Source organism: Caloranaerobacter longqiensis, assembly GCF_050286925.1.
In the GTDB taxonomy this organism is placed as follows: Bacteria; Bacillota; Clostridia; order Tissierellales; family Thermohalobacteraceae; genus Caloranaerobacter.
On sequence record NZ_JBFWFX010000001.1, the window covers coordinates 48179 to 75074 of the forward strand.

The 26896-nt window shown below is 28.8% G+C and carries 31 protein-coding genes and 1 other annotated feature; of the genes, 26 read left to right on the forward strand and 5 right to left on the reverse strand.

Features of this window, described 5'->3' with window-relative positions; all coding sequences use genetic code 11:
• Nucleotides 1–23: 23 nt before the first annotated feature.
• A complete protein-coding gene (locus AB4Y15_RS00305) occupies nucleotides 24–1715 on the reverse strand; it encodes a flavin monoamine oxidase family protein (protein ID WP_427337712.1) in 1692 nt (563 codons plus the stop codon).
• A gap of 96 nt (nucleotides 1716–1811) precedes the next feature.
• On the opposite strand from AB4Y15_RS00305, the gene AB4Y15_RS00310 reads away from it, so the two are divergent.
• Genes AB4Y15_RS00310 through AB4Y15_RS00320 form a run of 3 tightly spaced genes read left to right on the forward strand, consistent with a single transcriptional unit; the run spans nucleotide 1812 to nucleotide 3663 of the window.
• Nucleotides 1812–2573: a tRNA1(Val) (adenine(37)-N6)-methyltransferase gene (locus AB4Y15_RS00310; protein ID WP_427337713.1), complete on the forward strand. Its 762-nt coding sequence runs from the start codon at nucleotides 1812–1814 to the stop codon at nucleotides 2571–2573.
• Entirely contained in the window at nucleotides 2563–3408 is an 846-nt protein-coding gene (gene rsmI / locus AB4Y15_RS00315) for a 16S rRNA (cytidine(1402)-2'-O)-methyltransferase (protein ID WP_427337714.1), read from the forward strand. Before AB4Y15_RS00310 ends, rsmI begins: the two co-directional genes overlap by 11 nt.
• 27 nt (nucleotides 3409–3435) lie before the next feature.
• The gene (locus AB4Y15_RS00320) at nucleotides 3436–3663 is read left to right on the forward strand and encodes a DUF1858 domain-containing protein (protein WP_427337715.1); all 228 of its coding nucleotides are present in this window, start codon (nucleotides 3436–3438) and stop codon (nucleotides 3661–3663) included.
• 115 nt (nucleotides 3664–3778) lie between these two features.
• Here the strand turns inward: AB4Y15_RS00320 and AB4Y15_RS00325 are convergent, their stop codons facing one another.
• Entirely contained in the window at nucleotides 3779–4021 is a 243-nt protein-coding gene (locus AB4Y15_RS00325; RefSeq protein WP_427337717.1) for an AbrB/MazE/SpoVT family DNA-binding domain-containing protein, read from the reverse strand.
• Between the two features lie 358 nt (nucleotides 4022–4379).
• On the opposite strand from AB4Y15_RS00325, the gene AB4Y15_RS00330 reads away from it, so the two are divergent.
• The 16 genes from AB4Y15_RS00330 to AB4Y15_RS00405 all read left to right on the forward strand — a co-directional run bounded on the left by AB4Y15_RS00330 (nucleotide 4380) and on the right by AB4Y15_RS00405 (nucleotide 19360).
• Nucleotides 4380–5786 (forward strand): tRNA nucleotidyltransferase/poly(A) polymerase-related protein, encoded by a 1407-nt coding sequence (locus tag AB4Y15_RS00330; protein WP_427337718.1) that lies wholly within the window; start codon nucleotides 4380–4382, stop codon nucleotides 5784–5786.
• A gap of 108 nt (nucleotides 5787–5894) precedes the next feature.
• Nucleotides 5895–6470: a nucleoside recognition domain-containing protein gene (locus AB4Y15_RS00335; protein ID WP_427337719.1), complete on the forward strand. Its 576-nt coding sequence runs from the start codon at nucleotides 5895–5897 to the stop codon at nucleotides 6468–6470.
• A gap of 4 nt (nucleotides 6471–6474) precedes the next feature.
• On the forward strand, nucleotides 6475–7008 hold the full coding sequence (locus AB4Y15_RS00340) for a spore maturation protein (protein WP_427337720.1): 534 nt from the start codon (nucleotides 6475–6477) through the stop codon (nucleotides 7006–7008).
• Nucleotides 7009–7090: 82 nt separating this feature from the next.
• Nucleotides 7091–7332 (forward strand) — a binding site (T-box leader).
• A 167-nt stretch (nucleotides 7333–7499) separates the two neighbouring features.
• Nucleotides 7500–9446, forward strand: coding sequence for a methionine--tRNA ligase (gene metG, locus AB4Y15_RS00345; RefSeq protein ID WP_427337721.1), 1947 nt, complete (start codon nucleotides 7500–7502; stop codon nucleotides 9444–9446).
• 66 nt (nucleotides 9447–9512) lie between these two features.
• Nucleotides 9513–10280 (forward strand): TatD family hydrolase, encoded by a 768-nt coding sequence (locus tag AB4Y15_RS00350; protein ID WP_427337722.1) that lies wholly within the window; start codon nucleotides 9513–9515, stop codon nucleotides 10278–10280.
• A 194-nt stretch (nucleotides 10281–10474) separates the two neighbouring features.
• Entirely contained in the window at nucleotides 10475–11827 is a 1353-nt protein-coding gene (locus AB4Y15_RS00355) for a hypothetical protein (protein ID WP_427337723.1), read from the forward strand.
• Between the two features lie 216 nt (nucleotides 11828–12043).
• A complete protein-coding gene (locus tag AB4Y15_RS00360; RefSeq protein WP_427337724.1) occupies nucleotides 12044–12925 on the forward strand; it encodes a peptidoglycan-binding domain-containing protein in 882 nt (293 codons plus the stop codon).
• Between the two features lie 90 nt (nucleotides 12926–13015).
• Nucleotides 13016–13498, forward strand: coding sequence for a hypothetical protein (locus AB4Y15_RS00365; protein ID WP_427337725.1), 483 nt, complete (start codon nucleotides 13016–13018; stop codon nucleotides 13496–13498).
• Nucleotides 13499–13594: 96 nt separating this feature from the next.
• Nucleotides 13595–13927: a hypothetical protein gene (locus AB4Y15_RS00370; protein ID WP_427337726.1), complete on the forward strand. Its 333-nt coding sequence runs from the start codon at nucleotides 13595–13597 to the stop codon at nucleotides 13925–13927.
• A gap of 242 nt (nucleotides 13928–14169) precedes the next feature.
• The gene (locus AB4Y15_RS00375; RefSeq protein WP_427337728.1) at nucleotides 14170–15195 is read left to right on the forward strand and encodes a resuscitation-promoting factor; all 1026 of its coding nucleotides are present in this window, start codon (nucleotides 14170–14172) and stop codon (nucleotides 15193–15195) included.
• A 161-nt stretch (nucleotides 15196–15356) separates the two neighbouring features.
• On the forward strand, nucleotides 15357–15893 hold the full coding sequence (rnmV, locus tag AB4Y15_RS00380; RefSeq protein WP_427337729.1) for a ribonuclease M5: 537 nt from the start codon (nucleotides 15357–15359) through the stop codon (nucleotides 15891–15893).
• Complete coding sequence (gene rsmA, locus AB4Y15_RS00385; protein WP_427337730.1) at nucleotides 15894–16763, forward strand: 16S rRNA (adenine(1518)-N(6)/adenine(1519)-N(6))-dimethyltransferase RsmA; 870 nt, start codon at nucleotides 15894–15896, stop codon at nucleotides 16761–16763.
• 61 nt (nucleotides 16764–16824) lie between these two features.
• Nucleotides 16825–18081 (forward strand): DUF7922 domain-containing protein, encoded by a 1257-nt coding sequence (locus AB4Y15_RS00390; RefSeq protein ID WP_427337731.1) that lies wholly within the window; start codon nucleotides 16825–16827, stop codon nucleotides 18079–18081.
• A gap of 100 nt (nucleotides 18082–18181) precedes the next feature.
• A complete protein-coding gene (locus AB4Y15_RS00395) occupies nucleotides 18182–18559 on the forward strand; it encodes an ArsR/SmtB family transcription factor (protein WP_427337732.1) in 378 nt (125 codons plus the stop codon).
• 184 nt (nucleotides 18560–18743) lie between these two features.
• Complete coding sequence (locus tag AB4Y15_RS00400) at nucleotides 18744–18968, forward strand: glutaredoxin family protein (RefSeq protein WP_427337733.1); 225 nt, start codon at nucleotides 18744–18746, stop codon at nucleotides 18966–18968.
• A gap of 164 nt (nucleotides 18969–19132) precedes the next feature.
• Nucleotides 19133–19360, forward strand: coding sequence for a glutaredoxin family protein (locus tag AB4Y15_RS00405; RefSeq protein ID WP_427337735.1), 228 nt, complete (start codon nucleotides 19133–19135; stop codon nucleotides 19358–19360).
• Nucleotides 19361–19396: 36 nt separating this feature from the next.
• Here AB4Y15_RS00405 and AB4Y15_RS00410 read toward each other — a convergent pair whose 3' ends face one another.
• Complete coding sequence (locus AB4Y15_RS00410) at nucleotides 19397–19582, reverse strand: DUF1858 domain-containing protein (RefSeq protein ID WP_427337736.1); 186 nt, start codon at nucleotides 19580–19582, stop codon at nucleotides 19397–19399.
• A gap of 261 nt (nucleotides 19583–19843) precedes the next feature.
• On the opposite strand from AB4Y15_RS00410, the gene AB4Y15_RS00415 reads away from it, so the two are divergent.
• Nucleotides 19844–20209 carry a phage holin family protein gene (locus AB4Y15_RS00415; protein ID WP_427337738.1) on the forward strand — a complete coding sequence of 122 codons (366 nt, stop codon included), beginning with the start codon at nucleotides 19844–19846 and terminating at the stop codon, nucleotides 20207–20209.
• 33 nt (nucleotides 20210–20242) lie between these two features.
• On the opposite strand, the gene AB4Y15_RS00420 is transcribed toward AB4Y15_RS00415, so the two are convergent.
• Both AB4Y15_RS00420 and AB4Y15_RS00425 read right to left on the reverse strand, forming a co-directional pair.
• Nucleotides 20243–20509 carry a DUF1657 domain-containing protein gene (locus AB4Y15_RS00420; RefSeq protein ID WP_427337739.1) on the reverse strand — a complete coding sequence of 89 codons (267 nt, stop codon included), beginning with the start codon at nucleotides 20507–20509 and terminating at the stop codon, nucleotides 20243–20245.
• Between the two features lie 219 nt (nucleotides 20510–20728).
• Complete coding sequence (locus AB4Y15_RS00425) at nucleotides 20729–21331, reverse strand: hypothetical protein (protein WP_427337740.1); 603 nt, start codon at nucleotides 21329–21331, stop codon at nucleotides 20729–20731.
• A gap of 180 nt (nucleotides 21332–21511) precedes the next feature.
• Between AB4Y15_RS00425 and AB4Y15_RS00430 the strand changes: the two genes are divergently transcribed.
• From AB4Y15_RS00430 to AB4Y15_RS00455, 6 genes are all read left to right on the forward strand, one after another.
• Nucleotides 21512–22189 (forward strand): response regulator transcription factor, encoded by a 678-nt coding sequence (locus tag AB4Y15_RS00430; RefSeq protein ID WP_427337742.1) that lies wholly within the window; start codon nucleotides 21512–21514, stop codon nucleotides 22187–22189.
• Nucleotides 22186–23682, forward strand: a complete 1497-nt coding sequence (locus tag AB4Y15_RS00435) for a sensor histidine kinase (protein WP_427337743.1) — start codon at nucleotides 22186–22188, stop codon at nucleotides 23680–23682. The genes AB4Y15_RS00430 and AB4Y15_RS00435 overlap by 4 nt, the downstream gene beginning before the upstream one ends.
• A 100-nt stretch (nucleotides 23683–23782) precedes the next feature.
• Nucleotides 23783–24751, forward strand: a complete 969-nt coding sequence (locus AB4Y15_RS00440; protein ID WP_427337744.1) for a cation diffusion facilitator family transporter — start codon at nucleotides 23783–23785, stop codon at nucleotides 24749–24751.
• 62 nt (nucleotides 24752–24813) lie between these two features.
• On the forward strand, nucleotides 24814–25500 hold the full coding sequence (locus AB4Y15_RS00445; protein ID WP_427337746.1) for a cytochrome c biogenesis CcdA family protein: 687 nt from the start codon (nucleotides 24814–24816) through the stop codon (nucleotides 25498–25500).
• 21 nt (nucleotides 25501–25521) lie between these two features.
• Nucleotides 25522–26106 (forward strand): TlpA disulfide reductase family protein, encoded by a 585-nt coding sequence (locus AB4Y15_RS00450; RefSeq protein WP_427337747.1) that lies wholly within the window; start codon nucleotides 25522–25524, stop codon nucleotides 26104–26106.
• A 4-nt stretch (nucleotides 26107–26110) separates the two neighbouring features.
• Nucleotides 26111–26851 (forward strand): prolipoprotein diacylglyceryl transferase family protein, encoded by a 741-nt coding sequence (locus AB4Y15_RS00455; RefSeq protein ID WP_427337748.1) that lies wholly within the window; start codon nucleotides 26111–26113, stop codon nucleotides 26849–26851.
• Nucleotides 26852–26896 lie beyond the last annotated feature (45 nt).

A 26896-nucleotide genomic window follows, 5' to 3' on the forward strand; every position in this document is an offset into this window, starting at 1 on the left:
ATAAATACATAAGAAAGACCCAGTTAGGGTCTTTCTTTTATGCATTTTTCAACTAATTTGTTTGCTGCTTTCATTCCACTATTTAACGCACCCTGCATCCATCCATGCTTAGGGGAAGTATGTTCACCTGCGAAAAAAACCTTATTATTGAATTCTGGCTTTATCATAGTGTAAGAAAATAGCTTTTTTTGTTCAGGCAAGAAATAGCAGAATGCCCCTCTAAACAGAAGTTCATTGTTCCATTGTATGGTTTTATAATCTGTCACAATACTATCTAAATAACCTTTTTTTAGACCATGAACCATTTCAATTTCTCTTTTTATTTCTGTAAATCTATCGTTATCTTCCAAGTTGCCGAGTCTTACAGCATCTAAGTTGAAATTATATGAAGCTAAAAGAACTCCAGGATCGTAAGGCGAACAATTTGAATTGCAGGTAGCATGGTCTGATGGATACCATATAGATGAAATTGGAAGATCAGTATGTGAGCCACCACCAATTATTCTTTCAGAAGGGCTTCCTTCTTCCCAGAAACGTTTATTACATAAAAATAGAGTTTTTTGTGCATTTGCATAATTTACTTCTTTAATTGCTTGCATTTTATTATTACTAAAGAGTGGGTAAATTTCTATAGTTCTAAGGGTAGAAAATGGAATTGCACAAATTATATAATCAAAAGATTCTTTTATTTCTTGATTTGAATTTTTTATTTTATATTTAATTAAAACTTTATTATTAACATTGTCATTATAAATTCCAGTTACTATACATCCTGTCTTAAAAATTACTTTTCCTAATTTATCAATAGAGATGTTTTTATATTCTTTTGGATTTTCTGAGATTAAAGAATTATAAAAAGCATATGGAAGACTAGAAAGACCATCTACAATTTCGTATAAATATGCAAAATCTTGAGGGTATTCTTCTTGTAAAAATTCTATATAACTGTAATAGTAAAACGAACCTGCTAGAGGTACAACATTAGATATCAAATCTATAGCTCCTTGACTAAGTCCCATAAACTCCAGAACCTGCCTCATATTAAGTCTAGTCCAAAATAGCAATTGAGGATGATAAATAGATTTGATTTGTAAAATTTCTTTTCTTATAGTTGGAGGCATATTTAAAAGAGGTATTCCAAATCCATAATTCACTAATTTTTGCCATGGAGTTCGTTTTTCCCATTTTGTAAGTTTGTATTTAGGATATATTTTTTCCATTACATTTTTTCCTTTAGGATCATTTCTAACTCTTGTATTTCTTAAGTAAATAAAAGCATTTGGATTATCTTGTATGAAAGGCCTAGTTTTTAGGTTAAATAAATCTATGTAATGCCATGTAGTTTCATGTGAAACGGGGATTCTCATAGGACCTAATTCGCCGTAAAGTTTTTTATCTTTATCAAAATAATACGTATAGACTCTTCCACCTATACGATTTTCTGAAGCTTCGAATAAAGTTATATTAAAACCTATTTTTCGAAGTTCAAACGCTGATGATAACCCTGCTAAACCAGCGCCTATAATTCCTATTTTTATACCTTTAAAAATACCTGGCATAGCTAAAGAAGTTATTTCTTCAGGAGGATTAAGTAATGAGATAATATTATTGTAATCGTTTAATCTACATACTTTATTTAATGCATTTATTAAAAGTTTATGTCTCTGTTTTTTAGTTGGATTTATAGGTTGAATACATGAAAATTTTTGTTGCAAAAAATCACCCCTTAATAAAATCTTTTATTTAAAATATATTTAGGAAATCTTATAAAATGCTATAATAGTAATAAGAAAGTTATGGGAGAGTGACAAATGAGGAAAGTAATCTTAAAGGAAGATGAGAGAATAGATGATTTACAATGTGAAGGGTTAAAAATTATACAAAATACTAAAGGTTTTTGCTTTGGTATGGATGCTGTATTATTGGCAAATTTTTGTGACATAAAGGATAATTCAGAAATAGTAGATTTAGGTACGGGAACAGGCATAATTCCATTATTGTTATGGGCTAAAAACAAAGTAAAAAAGATATATGGAGTAGAAATCCAAAAAGATGTTGCAGAAATGGCTAAAAGGTCAGTTTTTATGAATGAGCTTGAAAGGTTTATAGAGATAGTAAATATTGACCTAAAAGAAGCTCCTGAGATTCTTGGTATTAATAAATATGATGTAGTAACTAGTAATCCGCCTTATATGATTCTAGGTAGCGGGGCTATTAATCCTGAAGATAAAAAGGCTATTTCAAGACATGAAATAATGTGTACGCTTGAAGATGTCATAAGGGTATCTAGTAGGCTATTAAAGCATAATGGAAGGTTTTTCTTAGTCCACAGACCACATAGAATCGTTGATATATTATGTCTATTGAGGAAATATAAACTTGAACCTAAAAGCTTAAGGTTTGTCCATCCTAAAGTTGGAGAAAGACCTAATTTAATTTTAATAAAGAGTATTAAAGCGTCTAAACCTGAATTGAAATTTTTAAAACCACTTTATGTATACAAAGAAGATGGAAGTTATACCGATGAAATTTATGAAATTTATGGAATGGAGAGGGGGAAGGATGTTGAGTAAAGGTGTATTATATATATGTCCTACCCCTATTGGGAACTTAGAAGATATTACAATCAGAGTTCTTAATATATTAAAAAGTGTAGATTTAATAGCAGCGGAAGATACTAGACATACTTTGAAGCTATTGAATCATTATGATATAAAAAAGCCACTAACAAGTTATCATGAGCATAATATAAAACAAAAAGGGAAATTTTTAATAGATAAGCTTTTAAAAGGAGAAAATATAGCTTTAGTTTCTGATGCTGGAATGCCAGGGATATCAGATCCTGGAGAGGATTTAATAAAGCTTGCGATTGAAAATGATATAAATGTAGTTGGCCTACCAGGACCTAGTGCATCTTTATTAGCTTTAGTAATTTCGGGTTTTTCTACAAGGAGATTTGTTTTTGAGGGATTCTTGCCTTCTAATAAAAAAGAAAGAAGAGAAAGACTTAATAAAATTAAAAGAGAAGATAGAACTATTATTTTTTATGAATCTCCTCATAGACTTATAAGTTCCTTAAAGGATATGAAAGAAATATTAGGAGACAGGAAAATTGCAGTTGCAAGAGAACTTACAAAGAAGTATGAAGAAATTTTCAGAGGTACTATAAAGGAGGCAATCGATAAATTTCAGAAAGATGGTATAAAAGGTGAATTTGTGTTGGTAATAGAAGGAGTAAAAATAGAAGATGATGAATTTGATGACAATTGGTGGGCTGACATGGCAGTAAAAGAACATATATTGTTTTATATAAATAAGGGATTTAATAAAAAAGATGCAATTAAAATAGTGGCAAAAGAAAGAAATATGCCTAAGAGAGATGTCTATAAAGAAAGTTTGTCTATTTAAGCTTAATAAAGAATTGGGGTGTGGGAAATGAAAATTACTAAAGATATGGTTATTTATGATATTATAAGAGATAATATAAAAGCTTTAGACGTATTAAAAAAGTATGGTTTGTATTGTAATTCATGTAATGCAGTTTATAATGAGTCAATTGAAGTGGCTTCAAGAGTTCATCATGTAGATTTAGATAAGTTACTAGAAGATTTAAATAGTTTAGATGAGAATAACAAAATTTTCGATTTAAACAAATCAAGGTAGATTTTATTCAAATCTATAAATGGAAATTATATTCAAAATTATCTACAATTTAATAGGGAATATAATTTTCTATGGATTATAAATAATAAAAGCAGCTTAATAGCTGCTTTTATTATTATAGATTCTTTAATTCTTCAAGACAAGCTGGACAGATGTTTTTACCTTTGAATACTTGTACGTCTTTAGCTTGTCCACAGAAAATACATGCTGGTGCATATTTTTTTAGAATTATATGTTCGCCATCTACATAGATTTCTAAAGAATCTTTTTCACCAATCTCAAAAGTAGTTCTTAATTCTTTTGGAATAACAATTCTTCCTAATTCATCTACTTTTCTAACGATACCAGTTGACTTCATAAAATTCCCCTCCTAATATTAATTTTAGTCATAATTCGACAACTTCCTACAAAGAAATAGTACCAGATATGCCAATAAAAGTCAACATAAAATTTAAAATTTCCAAAAATTAATGTATTTAATTAGTATGAGTTTATTAAAAAAATATCTAGTTATTAGCCAATAATTGTTAATTTATTAACTAATGAATGTGAGTATTAATTGACATATTTTTATCAATAATTTGATTTGTCAACAAGCTGAATTTATTATTTTTCTATTAGTGATTTAATATTTCAAATGGTATATAATTATAATAAAGAATACTAATGATATTGGTTTTGAGGGGTTGATTTAATTGGATTTAATCCTTCCTAAATTGAGGAAAATAGGGAATGAAAAAAATGTCAAAATTTATCTTGTAGGTGGTTATATAAGGGATTACTTACTTGAAAAGTCTAATGAGGATATTGATTTTGTTGTTGAAGGGAATGTAGAAGACATAGCTAAAGAATTTGCTGAATCTATAAATGGAAAGCTAATTACTTTAGGTGGTAGACATAAATTTTATAGGATTGTTGATAATAAAAGGAATGTTACAGTAGATTTAAGCCAATTGAAAGGCAATGACATAAAAGAGGATTTATTAAACAGAGATTTTACCATAAATAGCTTAGCGATTGATATAGATAAAATAGAAAAAGGGAAAATTCTCAAAGAAAATATTATTGACGTAGCAAATGGACTTGACGATTTAAATAAAGGTATTATCAGACATGTTAAAGAAAATGCTTTTGAAGAAGATCCGATTAGGATGTTAAGAGCAGTTAGATTTATGTCGCAGCTTGAGTTTGAACTATATGATACCACAAAAAGGCTTATAAAGAAAAATAAAGACAAGATAAAAAACATGCCTTATGAGAGGATAACACATGAGTTATTTAAGTTATTAAAGTATAGAAGAACTTACTACTATTTTAATTATATGGATAGAACGTTAAATATTTTAGAAGAAATTTTTCCAGAAATAGAACCTATGAGAGAGATAGGAAAATGTAAGTATCATGTAGTCGATTCTTTAACTCATTCAATTTACACACTTAAAGTAGCAGAAGATATTATCTATGCAGATAGTTATTTTGAAGATCATGTAAGAAAGGCATACGAGGAGCATACTAAAAAAATAGTTGCATCAGGGCATACAAGATTAGATTTAATAAAATTAGGGGCATTTTTTCACGATGTAGGGAAACCATCAGCTAAAAAAGTAGATGAAACAGGAAGGATAAGGTTTAAAGGACACGAAATAACAGGAGCAGAAATAGTAAAAAAAATTGCTGAAAGACTTAAATTAAGCATAAAAGAAAGAGATTTACTTTATAAAATGGTTGCAAAACATATGCTTCCGTTAGTTTTATATAAAAATAATGATGTAAGTGGAAAGGCTTTATATGGAATGTTTTCAGAGTTAAAAGAAGATACTTTAGATGTTTTACTTATATCTTTAGCAGATATAATAGCGACAAGAAAGTTACTGTATCCAGAAGAAGAAATGGGGAAATTTAAAGTTCATATAGAATATATGGCTAATAATTATCTAACAAGATACAAAGAAATAGAAAAGATATCTAATATTATAACGGGAAAAGAGATTATGCAAAAATTTGATTTGGGTGAAAATGTATTAGTCGGTGATTTGCTAGAAGAAGTAAGGAAAGCAATATATTACGGTAAGATAAGTGCTAATAAAGAAGCCGCATTAAGATATATTGAACAGATATTGTAAGTTTTGATAAAACATATAGAACTCGTATTATACGGGTTCTATTTTGTTTTTTTGAAATATCTTATTTTTTAAAGGCATATAATTTGATAGGAAAGAGGGGGGAGAATTTTGATAAATTATATATGGTTTTTCTTGATTTTTATTGGAATAATTGTTTCGATTATAAACGGTAATATAGATTCAATAAATACAGTTATTATAGAAGATACGCAGGAAGCTGTAAAATTTGCTATAAGTTTAACTGGGATTATGGCAGTATGGCTTGGACTTATGAATATTGCGAACAAGTCTGGGCTGATAAATGCATTTAGCAGAATATTGAGACCTATTACTAGGCTCTTGTTTCCTGAACTTCCACAAAATCATCCAGCAATAAGTGCGATAATTATGAATATGGTAACTAATATGTTTGGAGCAGGCAATTCTGCTACAGCTTTAGGAATTAAGGCTATGGAAGAGATGAATAAACTTAATGCAGACAAAAAAAAGGCTTCTAATGCAATGTGTATGTTTTTAGTAATAAATATGTCTTCAATACAGTTAGTTCCTCTCACAGTGCTTAAAATTAGAGCAGATGCAGGTTCGTTAAATCCTACAGAGATAATTGGCACATCTTTAATAGCTACTACAATTTCTACGTTAGTAGGAATAATAAGTGTCAAGATATTTCAATTAAGAGGTTGATAGTATGGTTTATATATTAAATTTAATTTCTATATCTATAATACCAATAATTATATCCATCATATTAATTCATGGGTATCTGAAGGGGATAGATTTATATGATGCTTTTGTTGATGGTGCTAAAGAAGGATTTAAAACATCTATTAGAATAATGCCGTATCTAATAGCTATTTTTGTAGCCATAGGGATATTTAAACGTTCAGGTGCTATGGAGATTATTGTGAACTTTTTTAGTCCTTTAGCTAAATTTTTATCTATACCGAAAGAAGTAATTCCTTTAATTATAATGAGACCTATTTCAGGCAGCGGTTCACTAGCAGTAGTAAAAGATATAATAACTACATATGGCCCTGATTCTTTTGTTGGTAGAGTGGCATCAACAATGATGGGTTCTGCTGAAACTATTTTTTATACTATGGCTGTTTACTTTGGTGCTGTGGGTATCAAAGATGGTAGATACACTTTAAAAGCGGCATTATTATCCCATCTGGCTTCTGTAATCGCTTCAGTTATAGTTTGTAGACTGATGTTTTTTTAATAGGTTATTGAAACTGGAAAAATTTCTTGACAAATAGATATATTTTTTTGTATAGTTTTTGATAAATAAACATACTATAATAGAAAAAACTATGAAGGGAAGAGTAGGCTTAACATTCTAATTATAGAGAGCCAGGGTTGGTGAAAACTGGTATTAGAGGTTAAGCTGAAGATGGCCCCTGAGTTGAATAGCTGAAAGTTAAGTAGGCTATTACGGGTTTGTATCCGTTAAAATTACAAGGTTATTATTGTAACCTACTAAGGCATAAGTCGTGAGGCTTATGTAAATTAGGGTGGTAACGCGAATTAATCCTTCGTCCCTATATGTCAGGGGTGAAGGATTTTTATTTTTAAATGTAAAATTGAAAATGGAAAATGTAAAATTATTAATAGTTAATAGTCAACAGTCCATAGTTATCAGTTAAGTTTAAAATTAAAATGATATTTAGCATTTAAAATTTAAAATTTATTTAGAATGGGAGGAGATATATTATGAATAAGACTTTTTATATTACAACACCAATTTATTATCCAAGTAATAATCTTCATATAGGACATACATATACAACTGTTGCTGCAGATGTATTAGCTAGATTTAAAAGACTTACAGGGTATGAAGTTAAGTTTCTTACTGGTACAGATGAACACGGACAAAAGATTGACAAAATAGCTAAAGAAAAGGGGATAACTCCTAAGGAATATGTGGATAAAATCGTAGAAGACATTAAGAAGCTGTGGAAAACTTTAGAGATTACAAATGATATTTTTATTAGAACTACGGATAAGCAGCATGAAGAAGTAGTTCAAAAGATATTCACAAAGCTATATGAAAAGGGAGACATATATAAAGGTTACTATGAAGGACTTTATTGCACTCCTTGTGAGTCTTTCTGGACAGAGAGTCAACTTGTGGATGGAAAATGTCCAGACTGTGGAAGGGAAGTTGAACTGACAAAAGAAGAAGCTTACTTTTTCAAATTATCAAAATATCAAGATAGATTAATTAAGTTTTTTGAAGAAAATCCAGAGTTTTTACAGCCTGAATCCAGAAGGAATGAAATGATAAATAATTTCTTAAAGCCAGGACTTGAAGATTTATGTGTATCAAGGACTTCATTCGATTGGGGAGTTAAAGTTCCATTTGATGAAAAACACGTAATATACGTTTGGTTTGATGCAGTATGCAATTATATTACAGCTTTAGGTTATTTAACAGATAAAGATGAAGATTTTAAGAAATTTTGGCCTGCTGATGTGCATTTAGTAGGTAAAGAAATTGTCAGATTCCATACTATTGTTTGGCCTGCTATTTTAATGGCTTTAGATATAGATGTTCCTAAAAAAGTTTTTGGGCATGGTTGGATATTATTTGAAGATGAGAAAATGTCAAAATCTAAAGGGAATGTAGTTTATCCAGAACCTTTAATTGAGCTTTACGGAATAGATGCATTAAAATATTTCTTATTAAGAGAGTTTTCATTTGGTCAAGATGGTTCTTTCTCTAAAGAGAAGTTTTTACAAAGAATTAATTCAGATTTAGCTAATGACCTTGGAAATTTAGTTAGCAGAACAGTAGCCATGATAGAAAAATACAATGGCGGAATTATACCAAAGCCAGTAGAAGATGGAGAATATGATGAGAGTCTAAAAGAAATGGCAACTTCGACACCTTATAAAGTTGAAAGATTAATGGATAAATTAAACTTCAGTAATGCTTTAGAAGAAATTTGGAAATTGATAGGAAGAACAAATAAATATATAGATGAAACAATGCCTTGGATTTTAGCTAAAGAAGAAGATAAAAAAGGCAGACTTGATACGGTACTCTATAACTTAGCAGAATCACTTAGAATTATATCTGTATTAATAAGACCTTTTATGGAAAGAACATCAAATGCTATTTGGAGGCAGTTAGGATTAGATAGTGGGCAAGGAACATCATGGGACGACATAAGTAAATGGGGCAGGCTACCTTCAGGATTAAAGGTTAGAAGAGAAAATCCAATGTTCCCAAGATTAGATATTAAAAAGGAATTAGAGAGATTAAATAAAGTAAATGAAGAATTTTTAAATAAAAGACAAGGCGCAAACTCAGCTAATGAAACAGATGAAGATAATTTTATTACGATAGATGATTTTGATAAAATTGATTTGAGAGTAGCAAAAGTTATAGAGGCAAAAAAACATCCTAATGCTGATAAACTTTTAGTTTTACAACTTGAAGTTGGAGAGGAAAAGAGACAGGTTGTTTCAGGAATAGCTAAATATTACAATCCAGAAGATTTAGTAGGAAAAAATGTTATACTTGTAGCTAATTTAAAACCAATTAAATTAAGAGGTATTGAGTCACACGGTATGGTTCTTGCTGCAAGTAAAGGTAAAAAGTTAACATTGGCAACTGTATTAGACGAAATAAAGAGTGGAGCAAGAGTTCAGTAATAATGTAAAATTGAAAATTTAAAATGTAAAATTATTTAGTGAAGAAAGATAATAGGGGAGAGAAATATGTTGATAGATAGTCATGCACATTTGGATGATAAAAGATTTGATAAAGACAGAGATAAAATTATTAAAAATTTAAAAGATAATGATGTGTCGATAGTCATAAATCCCGGTGCTGATTTAGCGTCGTCTGTAAAGGCTGTTGCTTTAGCAGAAGAATATGAAAATATTTATGCGGCAGTTGGCATACATCCTCACGATGCTAAAACTATGGATGAGGATACAATAGAGGTTTTAAAGTCATTATTAAAAAAAGATAAAGTTATAGCTGTAGGAGAAATAGGGTTAGATTATCATTATGACTTTTCACCAAGAGATATACAAAAAAAGTGGTTTAGAGAGCAGATTAAATTAGCAAAGGAATTTAATTTACCAATTATAGTACATGATAGAGAAGCACATAAAGATGTATATGACATATTGAAAGAAGAACAAGATGGTACATTAAGAGGTGTACTACATTGTTTTTCTGGTAGTGTAGAAATGGCAAAAGAATATATAAAAATGGGATTTTATATATCTTTTGCAGGGCCAGTTACTTTTAAAAATGCAAAAACTCCTAAAGAAGTGGTAAAGGCTATAGATATTAACAGAATACTGATAGAAACAGATTCGCCATATCTTACACCACATCCGCATAGAGGAAAGAGAAATGAACCTTTATATGTAAGATATGTTGCTGCAATGATTGCAGAATTAAAAGGGATGACTATTGAAGAAGTTGCGCGTATTACTGCTGAAAATACAAAGAGATTATTTAATATAAATTAAAAACGGCTTTTAGCCGTTTTTTTTTTGCTCTGTTGAATTGAAGTTTTAAAGTAATATTGTAGAACTTAAACATCATATTTAAAAGAAAGTAAATAAGTCAAAGTGAAATATTTACTTTTTTAAAACATTATGTTACAATAATGAAAAATTGTATAAATCTACTATTTATGAGAATTTATAAAAGGGGAGTTGTGATGATAAAGAAAAATAACAAAAAGACTATAAATCTTATTATTTTCATAATATTAATTATTTTAATCTTAACATCATGTTCTAATAGTAAGGAGTCTTTAAATGTGAAGATAAAAGGATCACAAGAAGAACAAAAAGAACAAGAAGATAAAATGCAAGATTTAGAAGAAGAGAAAAAGATTAGAGGTATAAAAAGCAGAGATGCAAAATATGTGGAAGAAAAACTATTAGATTATGAAATCAAGAAGATATCAGATATAGAGTTCTACAGTCTATGTGCATATAAGTTAGCATGTGAATTGGTAGGTGATGAGTTATGGTATATTGGATACGAAGAAGAAAAAGACAGATTAAGTATCGATTCAATAAATATTAAAACAGGAGAACACAAAGTGCATAAGGTAATATCAACTTCTTATGACAGAATATATTATGGAGGTGAAAATATTTGGTTTAGTTTAGATTTTAGTTTTTGTTTAGATGATTTAAGGGAAAGAGCAAAAGTACCTTTATTGAGATATAATCTGAAAGAAGGGAAATTTTATGAATATACAAAGAAAGAGTTGCTGAACGTATCTTATGCTACAGTATTTGAAGATGGTAGATATGCTTGGGTAGGGAGTGAAGGAGGCATTATAAAAATAGATTTAAAAAATAATTCTATTAAGACAGAAAATAAATATGGGAAATATGTAATGAGTATAATTGGTGATTCAGAACGTATATGGATTGGTTCAATAGGGTATGAAAAAGAAGGAGGAGTGAAAGAAATAGATAAAGATGGTAACATTATAGCAGTCTATAATAGATCTAATTTTCTAATAGATAATTTCGTTGTAGATTTAATTTTAGATAAACACGATAATCTCTGGATAAACTGGGGCGGAGAGGGATATGCAGGAGTAACTTGTCTAAATTTAAAGACAAAAGATAGTAAACATTTTATGGGATTTATAGATGAAAGATTTTCTCCAGAAAAGATGATTGATATTTTAGATGAATATAATGGTTTTTTGTGGATGGACGAAGAGGGAGTACTATGGGCTACGGCAATAGATAATAATGAGGATTTTAAAGATGATTTATGCTATTTTGACTATACAATTAACGATTGGAGAAGATACCATTTTGTACCTAGAGGTAGTAGTTACACCGCATCATCTTTTGGGGAGTATGCAATTATTGGTTGCGGTTGGAAGAATGGGGTAGTGTTATTTAATAAGCGTACCGAAGAATTTAACTGGATAAATAAAGACTGGGATGTAGGAAAGATTTTTAAGATAGGAGAGAAAGAATTTTTGCTACTTACAGATGAAGGCGTTATGAAGATAAAGTTTTTTGATAAGCATAATTAAATATTATTGAAGATAAAATGGTGGAATTGAGGTAACTTTATTCCACCATTTTTTTATGAAGTAAATTAAGTTTTGTTGAGTATATTTTTATAGATTTTATAAAAATTTTAAATTAATGGTTTATATTTTGATATGAAATTGGTTTATATATAGTGAGAGTGATTAACCGGTTAAAAACTCTCGATAAAATAAAAATAAAAAAAGGGAGATGATTTTATGGCTATTAGATTACAAAATGGTGTTCAACAAATAAGAAGTTTCAATTTTGAAAGTGATGAAGATGAATTTTATATTTACTTTGAAGAAGACGGAAGAGCAAACTTCTGGTCGTATCCTATTAAAGAGGATACAGATATAAAGATGTATTTGTATGAAGATTCAACACTTATAGAAATGGCAACTAATAGAAATAAAACTAATCGTAATGTCTTAATTGAAAATCGACGAGTAAAAGCCAATAAGAAGTATAAAATCAAATTAAAACATGTAGGCGGCCCTATTGGCGATTATAAAATTAAAGTTCGTCAGACATCAGTAGATAAAGGAAGCAGTAATGAAAAATTTGATTTAGGCATAAAAAGAATCTATTATAAATACACAGGCAATCCAGAAAATTATGGTAATGAACATGCAGTAATTTCAGATAGTTATAAAGAGGCAGAGAATGGAACAGTCTTTGAATTAGGAAGAGAAATAAAATTTAAAGTAGAAGTTAAAAATTATACAGATTTTAAAAAACCAAAATATAAAGTAGTAGTATACGATGAAGACAATAATTTGCTCGATTGTGATTTAAATGAGACTCCTAGTATAAGAGGAGATAAGATAAATAATGCATATTTATATGTAACCATAAAAGAACCTGGACGTCAGAAACTTAAGTTTGAGATCATACCAGAAGAGAGAGGTTGGGAAGATGAAGATAATAAGGATAATTGTATATATAGAGAATTTGTTTGGAAAGATAGCAGTGATATAAATACGGGAGATGATATAAAAGATGCGCAAACATGTTTACTAAAAATAGGATTTAATATAGGTAAAGTAGATGGTAAATGGGGTATTTTAAGTACTACTGCAACTAAAGCCTTCCAATAAATTAAAAAATTAAAAATAACAGGTAAACTCGATTCCGAAACATTAAGACTCTTAAGAGAATCCGTTAGGAATAAAGAGAAATTAGAATACTTGGCAGAAGAATATTATAGAACAGCAGAGAAATCGAAAGCAGGTTTTATCAGATTATTAGAATTTGGTATTGGATATCTAGTTATTAACAATCCTAATGGGAATGAGAGTTGGGGAACTCCAGATACAATTAGATCTTTAGTAGATGCTGCTAAGAAATGGGCTAAAAATAATAATATTTTACTTCAATATAATGATATTAGTTTGAAAGAAGGAGGCGGATTTCCACCACATAAAGGGCATAGAAGAGGAAGAGAGGTAGATATTAGACCTATTAGAAAAGATGGTAAAGTAGGCTCTATAAAAATTGGAGATTCGAATTACGATAGAGCTAAGACAGAAGAATTTATTAAAATACTTTTAAAAGATCCAAATGTTAGATTAATATATTTCAATGATGAAGAAATAAAAAATAAATATAAAGATAAAGTTAAAAAGAAAAAAGGGCACGATGATCACTTACATGTGGCATTTAAGAATTAGCAAGTTATATGAAATGAGAAAAGACCCCAGTAACGTAAATTTGCTCCTTTCATATAATGTTATTAGGCAATATTAATTGCATAAGGAGTTGATTAAATGAGAAGAGATTGTGATAAAGATTATCCAAAGGATAAAGACAAATGCCCAATGATGCCGATGCATCCGATGTATCCAATGTACCCAATGTACCCAATGTATCCGATGATGCCATATGGTGAAGGTAATCCAATGATGCCAATGTATCCTATGTACCCAATGTATCCAATGTATCCAATGTATCCAATGTATCCCCCAATGATGGATGAAGAAATGGACATGGAAGATATGGAAAAAATGTATCCAATGTATCCGATGTATCCAATGTACCCTATGTATCCAATGTATCCAATGATGCCAATGTGTCCGCATCGTATGATGCCTGGTATGTAGAAAATGTTATTAGGGTTAAATGCTAATAATTAGTATTTAGCCCTAATTTTTATGTTTAGGATAAATTACTACAGAAGTACAAGAATATAAGTGTATATTTGGGAAATAATAACTTTTAAGAAGCAAAAAATAGCAAAGAAATAGTAACATTTGGTTCTAAAGGTGTAAACATCTAATAAATTTGACAAAAAATAATATTTACAATACAATACATTAAAACTCTAAGTTTTGGAGGGGTTGAAATGAGTATAAATTTCATCAATAAGAAAATATTGCTATCATTTATTATATTATTAATTCCGCTGATAGTTATTTTGGGAATTTATAAAAGTAGCGTAAAAGAAGTCAGTGTTATTATAGATGGTAAGGAAATGCATTATAAAACTACAAAGGAAACAGTTGAAGAACTGTTTAACAAACTCAATATAGATTTGAATAAGGAAGATTATGTTAGTGTAGGACTTGATGAAAAGATTAAAAATGGTATGGTAATAGAGATAAATAAAGCTGCTTCTTTAGAAGTTTTTCTAGGAAATAGAGCTATAGAAGTTAAAACGTTAAAAAAGACTGTTAAAGAGGTACTAGATGAATTGAGCATTGCATATGACGAAGATGATTATATTATGCCAGGATTAGATAGTGATATTGTAGATGGTATGAAGATAAAAGTTATTCAAATAAATAAAGAAACAGTTTTGAAAACAGAAGTGATACCATATGAAAAAATAATAAAATATAATGATAAGCTTGAAAAAGGTAAAGTTAAGAAGATACAGTCTGGTAAGAATGGTATTAAGCAGATAGAGATTAGCAAAATTTATAGAAATAATAAGTTAATTTCCGAATATATATCTGGTGAAAGAATAGTACAAAAATCTGTTCCACAGATATTAGAAATCGGGACTAAAGATTATTTTGTTTCATCAAGAGGAAATTTTAGATTTAAAAAAAGTATAATTATGAGTGCTACAGCTTATGATTTATCATACGAAAGTACAGGTAAAAAACCTGGTGATAAGGATTATGGAATTACAGCTATGGGTACTAAAGTTAGACGTGGAGTAGTAGCAGTAGATCCAAGAGTAATTCCTTTAGGTACAAAATTATATATTAAATCTTTAGATGGTACTAAAGACTATGGTTTTGCTATAGCTGAAGATACAGGAGGAGCAATAAAAGGTAATAAAATTGACCTTTTCTTTGAAAGTAGAAGTGAGGCTTTAGCTTTTGGAAGAAGAAAGGTAAAGGTTTATATTTTAAGTAATTAGTATAGATTATTATCATATCTTCTTGTCTATAAATTCAAGCGGCTTTTGCCGCTTTTTTTGATAGGTATAATGAGCCTATTCTCTATTTTACTAATAAATTTGACATCTTTAGGTTTATAAAAGATAATTTAAGATAGTTAGATTAGCAAGGAGGTTAAAAAATGATAAAAGAAGTAATTGTGGTAGAAGGAAAAGATGACATAGCAGCCGTGAAAAGAGCAGTAGATGCAGAAGTTATAGCAACTGGAGGATTTGGATTATCGCCAGAAACTATGAAGAGAATTAAGACAGCTGCTAAAAAAAGGGGAGTTATAATATTTACAGATCCTGATTATGCAGGAGAGAAGATACGAAAAATAATTTCCAAAGAAATTAAGAATTGTAAACATGCTTTTCTACCTAAAGAGAAGGCTGTTAAAGGAGATAATATAGGAATTGAAAATGCTTCTAAAGAAGATATTATAATAGCGTTAAAAAATGCAAGAGTTGAATCAATAGATGAAAGGAATGAATTTACTAAAGAAGATATGATAAAATATGGACTAGTTGGACATCCTAATTCCAGCAAAAAAAGAGAGGAGCTAGGAAAAATATTGGGTATTGGATACTGCAATTCTAAACAATTTTTAAAGAGATTAAATAATTATGGAATAACTAGAGAAGAATTTATAGAGTCAATTAGGAGGATTGAAAAATAGATGAGTGAAAGAAAGTTGTATTCCCCTAGAGTAATTAAAGAGATAATAAATGAATATGGATTTGCTTTTTCAAAGAGTTTAGGGCAAAATTTTTTAATAGATAAAAATATCATAGATAAAATATGTGATGGAGCAGAAATAAAAGAAAGTGATCAGATAATAGAAATAGGCCCGGGGATAGGGACTTTAACACAGGAATTATGTAAGAGGGCAAGAAAAGTTGTAGCAATAGAAATAGATAAAAATTTATATCCTATACTTAAAGATAATTTATCTAGTTATGATAATTTCTATTTAGTTGAGGGAGATGTGTTAAAAATAGACCTTAATGCATTAATATCTAATTATTTTGATAATGATGGAGAAATAAAGGTAGTTGCTAATTTGCCATACTACATAACAACACCGATTATTATGAAATTATTAGAAGAAAAGATAAGAGTAAACAAGATAGTAGTAATGGTTCAAAAAGAAGTAGCGTTAAGAATGAAAGCTAAACCTGGTTCTAAAGATTATGGTGCACTCTCTATTGCAGTACAATATTATTCTGAACCTCAGATAATAGTTAATGTACCTAAAAATGTATTTATGCCACGTCCTAATGTTGATTCGGCTGTGATTATGTTAAATATATATGAAAAACCAACTGTTGAAGTGAAAGACGAGAAACTTTTATTTAAAATTATTAAAGCTGCATTTAGCAAGAGGAGAAAAACTCTAGTTAATGCATTAAGTTTAGGAGAGCTAGGTATAGCTAAGGAAGATATAATATCTATACTAAATGAGTGTAATATTGATGTAAAAACTAGAGCAGAAAATTTGAGTTTAGATGAGTTTGCAAAGATAACTAATTCTATTTTAAGTAAATAGTTCACTATTCCCCCTTATACACATATATTTATAATAAGATGTTGGAAAGGGGGAAATAACATTGTATGAAAAGCAGGTCTATATGAGGAAATTTGTAATGCTAGAATCCAATGATGTAGGATACTTAAATAATAAAAATAACCTAAAAGGATATGCTAAGATAGAGGTCAGAAGTGGTAGAGGAAAAATACAGTTAAATATAGAAGAAACTAAAAATATAGATGAAAATGGTATATACGTTGGCGGTTTACTTTCTGTTATTGATGAACAGCTGATAAAAGTAGAGATGGGCAATATTGTATTAAATGAAAATGGTAAAGGAAATTTATTGTGGAAATTCAATCCAGAATCAGTAGGAGGAACAGGTATCTCTATTGATAAATTTAATACAATATTTGTTCAGCTTTATAGAAATAATAGTGAAGAAATAGTAATTCCTTTAGTAGGTTATATCAGAAATAAGGACGATTCTATTAATAAATTAATTAAAGATATAGAAATTAAAATGAATGGTCGACGTGAAATAGAAAAAATAGATAAAACAGAAGAGGTAGAAAATATTGATGATAGAACATACGAATTAAACAATATAACAGAAGAGAGTGTAGAGGACGATTCTATAGAACATGATGAAATTCAAGTTGAGAATGAGCAGGTACTTATTCAAAATGAAACTGAATGTGAACAAAATGAAGATGAATATTTAGAAATAGAAAATGAAGAAGATATTTTCATAAAAGATGAAGAAGTAGAAAATACAAGTGAGCATAAAACAGAGGAAGTTAGATATAAAACAAATAATAATGATGAGTATGGACATTCTATTAATTTGAATTATGATTATACTGAAAGTAATAGAATTTATAGCAGACATATAGCTAATTATTCTTTGAGTATATTAAAATTCTTTGAAAAAGTTAATCCTTTAAGAGAGGAACTGAAAGGATATACTTGGTGGGAAATAGAATATGATAAAAAGAATATTTATAGAGGGTTTTTACCTTTTTATAACTATATAGTTAACACCTATTATCCATACCAACTTAATTTTAAAAATATAACCTGCCATAATTTAATTAGAAAGTATGGGCATTATATATTTGGTATTGTAGAAGAAAATGGAGAGATTAAATATTATGTTTATGGTATCCCTGGCAGATTTGCTAAAGATGAACAACCTTATAGAGGAATGACTGGATTTACTACATGGATACCGAGAAAAGGTAGGAATAGAGAGAGAATAGGTTATTGGTTACTTCATATTGATGCTATAAATGGTAGAATAGTAAGTCCTCTAAGACCAACTTATCCTAGATAAATTTTAGCCCATTTAACAGGAGTTGTTTTTTTAGTTGAAATGTTGGGAATAATTAGATTATGATATAGTTAACGATGTGTTTTGGTTGAGGAGGATTGTAATGTGTAGTAAAATGAACAGAGAAAATAAAGAAGCTGAATGTCAGGTAATTTGTCCAAACGAAAATATTGTTAACAAGGTAAAAAAAGAATTATTAAATGATGAAATAATCGTTGAATTATCTGATATATTTAAAGCATTGAGTGATCCAACTAGACTTAAAATAATAAATGCACTTTCAAATAGTGAATTATGTGTATGTGACATTGCAGCTATATTAAACATGAGCCAGTCTGCTATATCACATCAATTAAGAATATTAAGGAATTTAAGACTGGTAAAATATAGAAAGGACGGAAAATCGGCAATTTATTCGCTTGATGATGACCATATACTTCAACTATTCAATCAAGGACTAGAGCATGTAAAACATGGGTAGAATAAAAATGTGAAATTGAAAATGAAAAATGTAAAATTAAATAAGGACTATTGGCTAGCGGCTACTGGTGATTAAGACTAATGACTATTAAAAATATTGATTAATTTTTAGATTAAAAAGGATATTTCAGGGTATTAAAAGAAATAATTTATAATATAGTTTGATAAAAAAGGAGGAATTTTTTATGGCAAATGTAATAATTTATACTAGTAATACTTGACCACATTGCATAACTGCTAAGGAATACCTTTCGGGTAAAGGTGTAAACTATATAGAAAAGAATGTGCAAACAGATCCAGCTGCTAGAAGGGAACTTATTAAGATGGGATTTATGGGTGTTCCAGTTATAATTGTAGATGGCGAAACTATAGTTGGTTTTGATAAAAATAGATTAGATCAGTTATTATAGAAACTCCGGGTTTCATACCCGGAGTTTGAATTTGGTAATACTTTTTACGGTTTAATTATTATATTAAGAAAAATTAATATTTTTTAAAAGAAAAAACTTGATTAAATATACCCTAATGGGGTATTCTTATGTTAGAAAATATAATATCATAGGAGGTTAATATTATGGCTGATATAACAATTTATACAAGCAGTACTTGCCCACATTGCTATGCTGCAAAAGATTATTTCAATTCAAAAGGATTAAGTTATACTGAGAAAAATGTATCAGTAGACCCTCAAGCAAGAAAAGAGCTTATAGAAATGGGTTATATGGGAGTTCCTGTTATAATAGTTAACGGAGAAACTATTGTAGGGTTCGATAAAAGTAGATTAGAAGAAATATTAAAATAAAACCCAACTAGAATTTCTAGTTGGGTTTTATTTTGCCTATTTATTTAATTCTTTTAGTAATTCTTCAAGGTTAATACCATGAACCATAGCTGCTTGTTCTAATGACTCCATTTGTGAAGAAGGGCAGCCTAAGCATCCCATTCCGAATCTTAATAATATTTCTGCAGCTTCTGGTTTAACTCTTAATATTTCACCTATAAGCATATCTTTTGTTATAGCCATTTAAATTCCTCCTTCTTAAAGTGTTCAATATAATCATAACATATTTTTTACTTTTTTGTGTGACTAAAATCACAAATTACTTTAATTTTAGCAATAATTGACCAGATTTAACTTGCTGTTTTTCGGAAACTAATATACTATCAATTTCGTCACTTTTTTATCTAATCAAAAGTGTAGATAAATATAATTTACGTAATTTGACAAAATATCTTGCATAAAAAATAAAAATAAAAGTGAAAATATAACTAAGGAGGTGGTTTGATGTCAGATAGAGAGAAAACAAATAATCAAGATATTAGTATAACTAGTGTTATACTTAGAGTAATATTGACATCAATAGTAGTTTGGATAGCGGCTTTTCTAACGCCTGGATTTAGTATTAGCAATTTGTGGAGTTTAATTTTATCAGCAATAGTAATAGCTGCATTAAATTATATTATAGAACAATTTGCAGGAATTGACGCATCACCTTTTGGGAGAGGATTGACAGGATTTATAGTAGCAGGAGTAATTTTGTATGCTACTAAATTTATAGTTCCAGGTTTTAACATTTCTGTTGTTGGAGCAGTTATTGGAGCTTTAGCAATAGGTATAATAGATATGGTAGTACCAGGGAGAGTATTTTAAAAGGTCGGCAAATGCCGACCTTTTTGCTAATTATTATTTTTTTTGAGTATTTTGTGTTGTGTTGTTTTGTTGATTACTTGTTGGAGTACCTTGCGACTCTTGCATATATTGAGGTTCTTCGTTTTTAACGAAATCTACTCTGGATTGTAACATTTGTGATATATTTTCTATTTGTGAAGATAATTGATTAAACATTTGTTTAGCTTGTTGATCTTGTGTATCTAATGAGAAAGTTTTTAAATCAGCTGCTAAACTTTTAGCACTACTCAAAACCTTTTCAAGTTTATTAATTGTTGTCATAATTAAAACCTCCTTTAACATACTAATTATAGTTTTTGCTAATTATCTGCAATGTATATCTATAAGATTATAGTAATCAATGAAAAAAACAGATATAAATTCATTAAATAGAAATTATGAATAGTAATCGTAAAAAATGAGATTATAAAAACGGGTTGTAGAAAAATCTAAGATTTTTCTACAACCCGCTTTTATAAATTTTTCTATTTAATATAAGCACTACATATTTGTTTGCTGCCAATATGGACAATTATTTCTATTAAATCCGTTATTGAATCTATTATTTGATTTATTTCCTCTGCCAAAACCTCTTTTTCCAGCAAAACCTTTTTTTCCAGCCCAAACAGGTCTATTATTTTCATCCCTTAATTTAATCTCTTTATCCTGAGTTTTTATTGAGAATGGTACAAATATAGTAGTTTCTTGATTATTTACATTAAATGTTCTGTAAAATCCTTTGATTTCAATTTCCATATCTTTTGCAAGATTTAACTCTTTAAAACTATCCATAAAAACTATTCTGCCTAGATGAACATTTACGAACTTATTGTCATCAGTAGTTATATCTATACTGAAAGGTGGATTAGTTGTATTGATATTTGATATTTTACCTTTAATAGTAGTTAAATCATTTTCAGTTAAAGTATAAGCATATTTTCCATCAGTAATATTAGGTTTTCCAAAGCCCATATTCCATCCATATCTTACTGGTTGATTTAGATTAGATTGTTCATCTAGGCTATCTGCAAAAGCTAGACCTGCTGTGGCAAATATTGATAAAGCTAAAATAGATGTTAAAAAGATTAGTTTTTTGTTTTTCATTTTGAAAAACCTCCTTTTAATTTTTTTGTTTAATTTTTTTCTGTGATTTTATTTTATCCTTTATATGTGACAGTTTTGTGACAGTTTCGGTAACTCTCGGTGAAATGAATATGGCTTATCAACGGTATGAAAATATATAGTATAATAAAATCAAATTAACTTAATTTGGAGGTGTATAGATTGAATAGCGTTAAGATTCTTATTGTTGAAGATGAAGACAGAATGAGAAGGCTGATAGGAGATTATCTAAAAAAAGAAGGGTATATTGTAATAGAAGCTGAAGATGGAAAGTTGGCATTAGAAAAATTTTTTAATGATAATATAGATTTAGTTATACTTGATATAATGCTGCCAGAATATGATGGTTGGACTGTTATGAGAGAGATCAGAAAAGAATCAAATGTGCCTATTATAATTTTAACTGCAAGAAGTGAAGAATCAGACGAATTATTTGGATTTGAACTTGGAGCTGACGAATATGTTACAAAACCATTTAGTCCTAAAGTATTAGTAGCAAGAGTTAAGGCTTTACTTAGAAGAAGTAATTCTTTTTCTGAAGAAGATATATTGAAAATCGGTAGTTTGGAGTTAGATTTAAATGGTCATAGAGTATTTAATAATGGAGTTGAAATAAAATTGACTCCTAAGGAGTATGAACTGTTGGTTTACATGGTTAAAAATAAGGGGAAAGCTTTAAGTAGAGAAACTATATTAAATGGAGTTTGGGGATATGATTACTATGGAGATTTGAGGACAGTAGATACTCATATTAAAAGACTTAGATTAAAACTTAAGGAAAACAGTCATATTATTGAAACGGTAAGAGGAGTTGGATATAGATTAGAGGTGAAAGAATGAAAAGGTCATTAAAAACTAAATTGTTTTTAAGTATTTTATTATTAACTTCAATAATTTTAAGTTTAGTATGGTTTTTTAATGTTAAGTTTTTAGGTTCTTACTATATAGAGAGGAAAAAGGACAATTTAGTATCATATAGCAATTATATTAAGAACATATATAAAGGTGATATAGAGAAAATATACGATGAGTTAGAAAAAATAGAAAATCTAATAGGTGGAAACATTACGATAGTGGCAAGTAATGGAGAAATAGAATATCCTATATCATATAAACCACAGTACGGAAGACAGGGAAGAGGATTAATGAGAGGTGGTTTAGGTAAATATATTTCTATTTCAAAAGAAGATTTAAAAAATGTATTAGCAGGTAATACTGTTATAAATATTTCTAAACATCCAAAATTTGATATAAAAATACTTTCCGTTGCTGCTCCTTTGAATGACAATAAAGTATTAATAATTCAATCATCTGTAGCATCAATTGAAGAAGGAATAGACATAATTAAGGACTATTATATATACATAGCAATTGTTTCCCTAATAATTGGCATAATATTGACCTTTATACTTACGAAGATAATTACAGAACCTATTGTAAGGTTAAACAAGGTAGCACGAAAAATGGCAAATTTAGATTTCAGTCATAAATATAAGGTTGTAAGCAGAGATGAAATAGGGCAGTTGGGAGAAAGTTTGAATTATTTATCTGAAAAATTAAGTTTTACAATAGATGAATTGAATAAAGCAAATGAAAAGTTAAAAAAAGATATAGAAAAAGAAAGACAATTAGATAGAATGAGAAAGGAATTTATTTCAAATGTTTCTCACGAATTAAAAACTCCAATTGCTCTTATTAAAGGGTATGCAGAAGGGCTTAAAGATAACGTTATAGAGGATATTGAGAGTAAGAATTTCTATTGTGAAGTTATTATGGATGAGGCTGAAAAAATGAGCAAATTAGTCAAAGATTTGCTTGACTTATCACAGTTAGAATCTGGTCATTATTCATTAAATAAAGAAAAATTTGATATATGCAAGCTTGCAGATAAAGTTTTAAATAAATATAGTCCGATATTTAAAGAAAAAAATATAAAAGTTAGCATACAAAAAGATAATGATAAAATATGCGTTAATGGAGACAAAGTAAGATTAGAACAGGTTTTAGTAAATTTTATTAATAATGCTTTAAATCATATAGGTGCAGAAAGAGTTTTAGAAGTTACTATTAAGCAATTAGCTAATAAAGTAATTGTAAGCATTTATAACAGTGGAAGTTTTATACCTGAAGACGAGATAGACAGAATATGGGAAAGTTTTTATAAGATTGATAAGTCTAGAGCTAGAAAATATGGTGGAACAGGCTTGGGATTATCAATAGTAAAAAATATTTTAAAGCTTCATAATAGTAATTATGGAGTAAGGAATATAAAGAATGGGGTTGAATTTTGGTTTGAATTAGAATCATTATCAATTGATAATAAAAATTGTTAATACATACTCTTAAATATCATTGAAATTTAGGGGTTACATTTAGTTGAAGTATATAATATAATGTAATATATCAATATCAATTGAAAATGGGGTGTGATTATTGAAGAATAATGTAGTAGACGAAAATAAAAGATATAAAATTGCAAGCAGGGTAACGTGGATAACAATAATTTTAAATGTAATACTGGCTGTAGGGAAAATAATTGTAGGTCTTATTTCTAACTCAAATGCTATATTAGCTGATGGAATTCATACGATTTCAGATATAGGAAGTTCAATTGGGATTGTTATAGGTTTTTTTATTGCGAAAAAACCTGAAGATGAAGAACATCAATATGGGCATGAAAAAGCTGAAACTATTGCGGCATTTTTACTTTCATTGATGTTGATTGCAGTGGGAGTAAAAACAGGAATTTCTTCTTTGAAACTTATGTTATACCAAACTACAAGAATACCTGCTATAGAAGCTATTTGGGCAGCTGGTATATCGATAATAGTTAAAGAACTTCAATTTAGAATGGTTATGAACGTTGGGAAGAAAATTAATAGCAAGGCATTAATAGCTGATGCATGGCATCACAGGTCAGATGCTTTATCATCTATAGCAGCATTGTTTGGAGTTGTTGGAGCTAGAATGGGCTATCCATTACTAGATCCTCTGGCTGGATTAATAGTATCTATAATAGTTGTAAAGGTTGGAGTTGAATTTTTTATACATGGATATAATGAGTTGATGGATGTATCGATTGAAGAAAGTAAATTGTATGAAATTGCAGAAAGATTAATGAAAAACACTAATATAAAAAATATAAATGATATTAAAGTTAGAAAACACGGTTCAAAAGTATATGTTGATATAAAAATTTGTGTAGATCCTGATATAACAGTTTATATGGGACATAGTATAGCTGAAGAGGTTGAAGAAGAAGTTAAGAAAAGTTTGGATAATGTAAAAGATGTTATGGTGCACGTGAATCCTTGTTCAAATCATGAAGAAACAAATTGTTTAGTATGTAAAAATAAAACAAGTAAATATGTAAGTAAATGGAATACAAAAGATGAGGAGTAGAGTCTTGTTAAACATACCTCTGTATGGTATAATCAAATAAACAAGAATTTAGGAGGAGAAAAATGACCGATGTATCAATTCCTATAGCGTTTAGTGCAGGAATTCTTTCTTTTTTATCTCCATGTGTACTTCCTTTAATACCAGCGTATATAACGTATATTACAGGTACTGCATTTGAAGAAGAGCTTGCAAATAGGAAGTTTTTAGCTGTATCTAGAACTTTGGGATTTGTTATTGGTTTTACTATTATTTTTATGATAATGGGAATTTCAGCAAGTCTTGTTGGACAAATGTTTATTAAGTATAAAAGTATATTTACTAGAATTAGTGGAATATTGATAATATTTTTTGGATTAAATATGATGGGTTTTAAGTTTGGGTTTTTAAATAGAGAAAAAAGAGTGAAAATTCCTAAGATTACCAATTGGTTTAGTTCAATACTTATGGGAATGGCTTTTGCTGCTGGATGGACTCCGTGTATAGGGAGTGTGTTAGCAACTATATTGATCTATGCAGGGACGACTGCTACCTTATCTAAAGGGTTTTATTTATTATTATCTTATTCTATTGGATTAGCAATTCCTTTTATTTTAACTGCACTTCTTATTAATCAATTTAGTAAGTTTTTAATTAAGTTTGAAAAAATTATCCCATATATTATGAGGATAAGTGGTGTCATAGTAGTTAGTTTTGGTGTATTAATATTTTTAAATAAAATGTACTTAATTTCGAATTTTTTTCTTAGATAGAACCGGATGGAGGTATGGAGTATGAATAAAAAGCTTGTTATAGTAGTTGTTTTAGCTATAACTTTAGTGGCTGTTTTATCTTATGTATCTTATAATACAGTACCAAATAGTATTAAAGAAGACAGTTCAAATGAAGAAAAAATAGAGATTGAAGATGAAAGTTTAGTAGAAGAAGTTCTGCCAATGCAAATAGGAAGTATTGCACCAGAATTTACTTTAGAAACTTTGGAAGGTAAAATGGTTTCTTTAGAAGATTACAGAGGGAAAATTGTATTAATAAATTTTTGGGCTACATGGTGCCCATATTGTGTAAAAGAAATGCCAGACTTAAACAGATTATACCTTGAAAACAAAGACGATAACTTTGTAGTTTTAGGGATAGATGTTGCAGAGAATAAATCTAAAGTAGAAAACTTTGTAAAGGAAGGAGGATATGAATTTCCTATTTTATTAGATAAAACAGGTAAAGTTGCTCAAAATTATCTAGTTAGTGGTTTACCTATGTCAGTTATGATAGATGAAAAAGGAAGGATTAGAGCACTACACTTAGGTATGATGACATATCCACAGATGAAGGAAATGTTAGATAGTGTAAGGAGCAAGTGATAGTATGAATTCTTACTTTTTTATATATAAATCAATAGGGATTAGTTGGTTTTTGTTTTTGACCATAATTTCAATATTTATTAGTTATTATATAACCATTTATATAGGTAAAGATAGAGGGCTTAAGAAAGATGAAGTAGACGATATGTTTTTTATATTGGTTATATCGGGATTTATCGGAGCTAGATTAGGTTATGTTGTATTTAACTTAGATTTATACAAGGGACATTTGGAATATATTTTCTCTATAAATCATGTAAATCTAAGCTTATTTGGAGGGGTTATAGCAGGTCTGATTACACTGATAATTGTATCAAAGAAAAATAAATTTTCTTTTTATTATTTGTTTAAAATATTTCTTATTCCATTTTATTTTAGTATGTCTTTAGTAATATGGTCTTTGTTTTTTGAAGGTCGTTTGATTGGTAAAGAGTATAGTGGGTTTTTATCCATATACCATTTATCTGCTTACAGACATCCAGTTGTACTTTATTTGTCGCTTATATTTATCGTTGGATTAGCCATAGAAGCAATAAACATAACAAAATCTTCTATCTTAAATAAATTAAGGAAGATTTTGTTGAAATCCAATACGGAAATTATATTAAAAATATCTACAATAATGAAGGATAATAATTTCCTATGGATTATAAAAAGAGGAATTTTGGGGAAGTATGTTTCTTATTTAGTTTTCGTTTTAATTTTGGTAAGTTATTATTTAATTAGGACAAAATTAGCAATTTAATATGAGAATAATTAAAACGGATTGACTTAAACTAATAAATATATT

What these genes read in the sequence shown, in the direction of transcription:
- metG (WP_427337721.1), top strand. Translation starts at nt 7,500, where the DNA reads ATGAATAAGACTTTTTATATTACAACACCAATTTATTATCCAAGTAAT.
- AB4Y15_RS00395 (WP_427337732.1), top strand. Translation starts at nt 18,182, where the DNA reads ATGTGTAGTAAAATGAACAGAGAAAATAAAGAAGCTGAATGTCAGGTA.
- AB4Y15_RS00325 (WP_427337717.1), bottom strand. Translation starts at nt 4,021, where the DNA reads ATGAAGTCAACTGGTATCGTTAGAAAAGTAGATGAATTAGGAAGAATT.
- AB4Y15_RS00370 (WP_427337726.1), top strand. Translation starts at nt 13,595, where the DNA reads ATGAGAAGAGATTGTGATAAAGATTATCCAAAGGATAAAGACAAATGC.
- AB4Y15_RS00415 (WP_427337738.1), top strand. Translation starts at nt 19,844, where the DNA reads ATGTCAGATAGAGAGAAAACAAATAATCAAGATATTAGTATAACTAGT.
- AB4Y15_RS00375 (WP_427337728.1), top strand. Translation starts at nt 14,170, where the DNA reads ATGAGTATAAATTTCATCAATAAGAAAATATTGCTATCATTTATTATA.
- AB4Y15_RS00435 (WP_427337743.1), top strand. Translation starts at nt 22,186, where the DNA reads ATGAAAAGGTCATTAAAAACTAAATTGTTTTTAAGTATTTTATTATTA.
- AB4Y15_RS00310 (WP_427337713.1), top strand. Translation starts at nt 1,812, where the DNA reads ATGAGGAAAGTAATCTTAAAGGAAGATGAGAGAATAGATGATTTACAA.
- AB4Y15_RS00450 (WP_427337747.1), top strand. Translation starts at nt 25,522, where the DNA reads ATGAATAAAAAGCTTGTTATAGTAGTTGTTTTAGCTATAACTTTAGTG.
- AB4Y15_RS00410 (WP_427337736.1), bottom strand. Translation starts at nt 19,582, where the DNA reads ATGGCTATAACAAAAGATATGCTTATAGGTGAAATATTAAGAGTTAAA.
- rnmV (WP_427337729.1), top strand. Translation starts at nt 15,357, where the DNA reads ATGATAAAAGAAGTAATTGTGGTAGAAGGAAAAGATGACATAGCAGCC.
- AB4Y15_RS00350 (WP_427337722.1), top strand. Translation starts at nt 9,513, where the DNA reads ATGTTGATAGATAGTCATGCACATTTGGATGATAAAAGATTTGATAAA.
- AB4Y15_RS00405 (WP_427337735.1), top strand. Translation starts at nt 19,133, where the DNA reads ATGGCTGATATAACAATTTATACAAGCAGTACTTGCCCACATTGCTAT.
- AB4Y15_RS00455 (WP_427337748.1), top strand. Translation starts at nt 26,111, where the DNA reads ATGAATTCTTACTTTTTTATATATAAATCAATAGGGATTAGTTGGTTT.
- AB4Y15_RS00320 (WP_427337715.1), top strand. Translation starts at nt 3,436, where the DNA reads ATGAAAATTACTAAAGATATGGTTATTTATGATATTATAAGAGATAAT.
- AB4Y15_RS00445 (WP_427337746.1), top strand. Translation starts at nt 24,814, where the DNA reads ATGACCGATGTATCAATTCCTATAGCGTTTAGTGCAGGAATTCTTTCT.
- AB4Y15_RS00355 (WP_427337723.1), top strand. Translation starts at nt 10,475, where the DNA reads ATGATAAAGAAAAATAACAAAAAGACTATAAATCTTATTATTTTCATA.
- AB4Y15_RS00420 (WP_427337739.1), bottom strand. Translation starts at nt 20,509, where the DNA reads ATGACAACAATTAATAAACTTGAAAAGGTTTTGAGTAGTGCTAAAAGT.
- AB4Y15_RS00340 (WP_427337720.1), top strand. Translation starts at nt 6,475, where the DNA reads ATGGTTTATATATTAAATTTAATTTCTATATCTATAATACCAATAATT.
- AB4Y15_RS00425 (WP_427337740.1), bottom strand. Translation starts at nt 21,331, where the DNA reads ATGAAAAACAAAAAACTAATCTTTTTAACATCTATTTTAGCTTTATCA.
- rsmA (WP_427337730.1), top strand. Translation starts at nt 15,894, where the DNA reads ATGAGTGAAAGAAAGTTGTATTCCCCTAGAGTAATTAAAGAGATAATA.
- rsmI (WP_427337714.1), top strand. Translation starts at nt 2,563, where the DNA reads ATGTTGAGTAAAGGTGTATTATATATATGTCCTACCCCTATTGGGAAC.
- AB4Y15_RS00360 (WP_427337724.1), top strand. Translation starts at nt 12,044, where the DNA reads ATGGCTATTAGATTACAAAATGGTGTTCAACAAATAAGAAGTTTCAAT.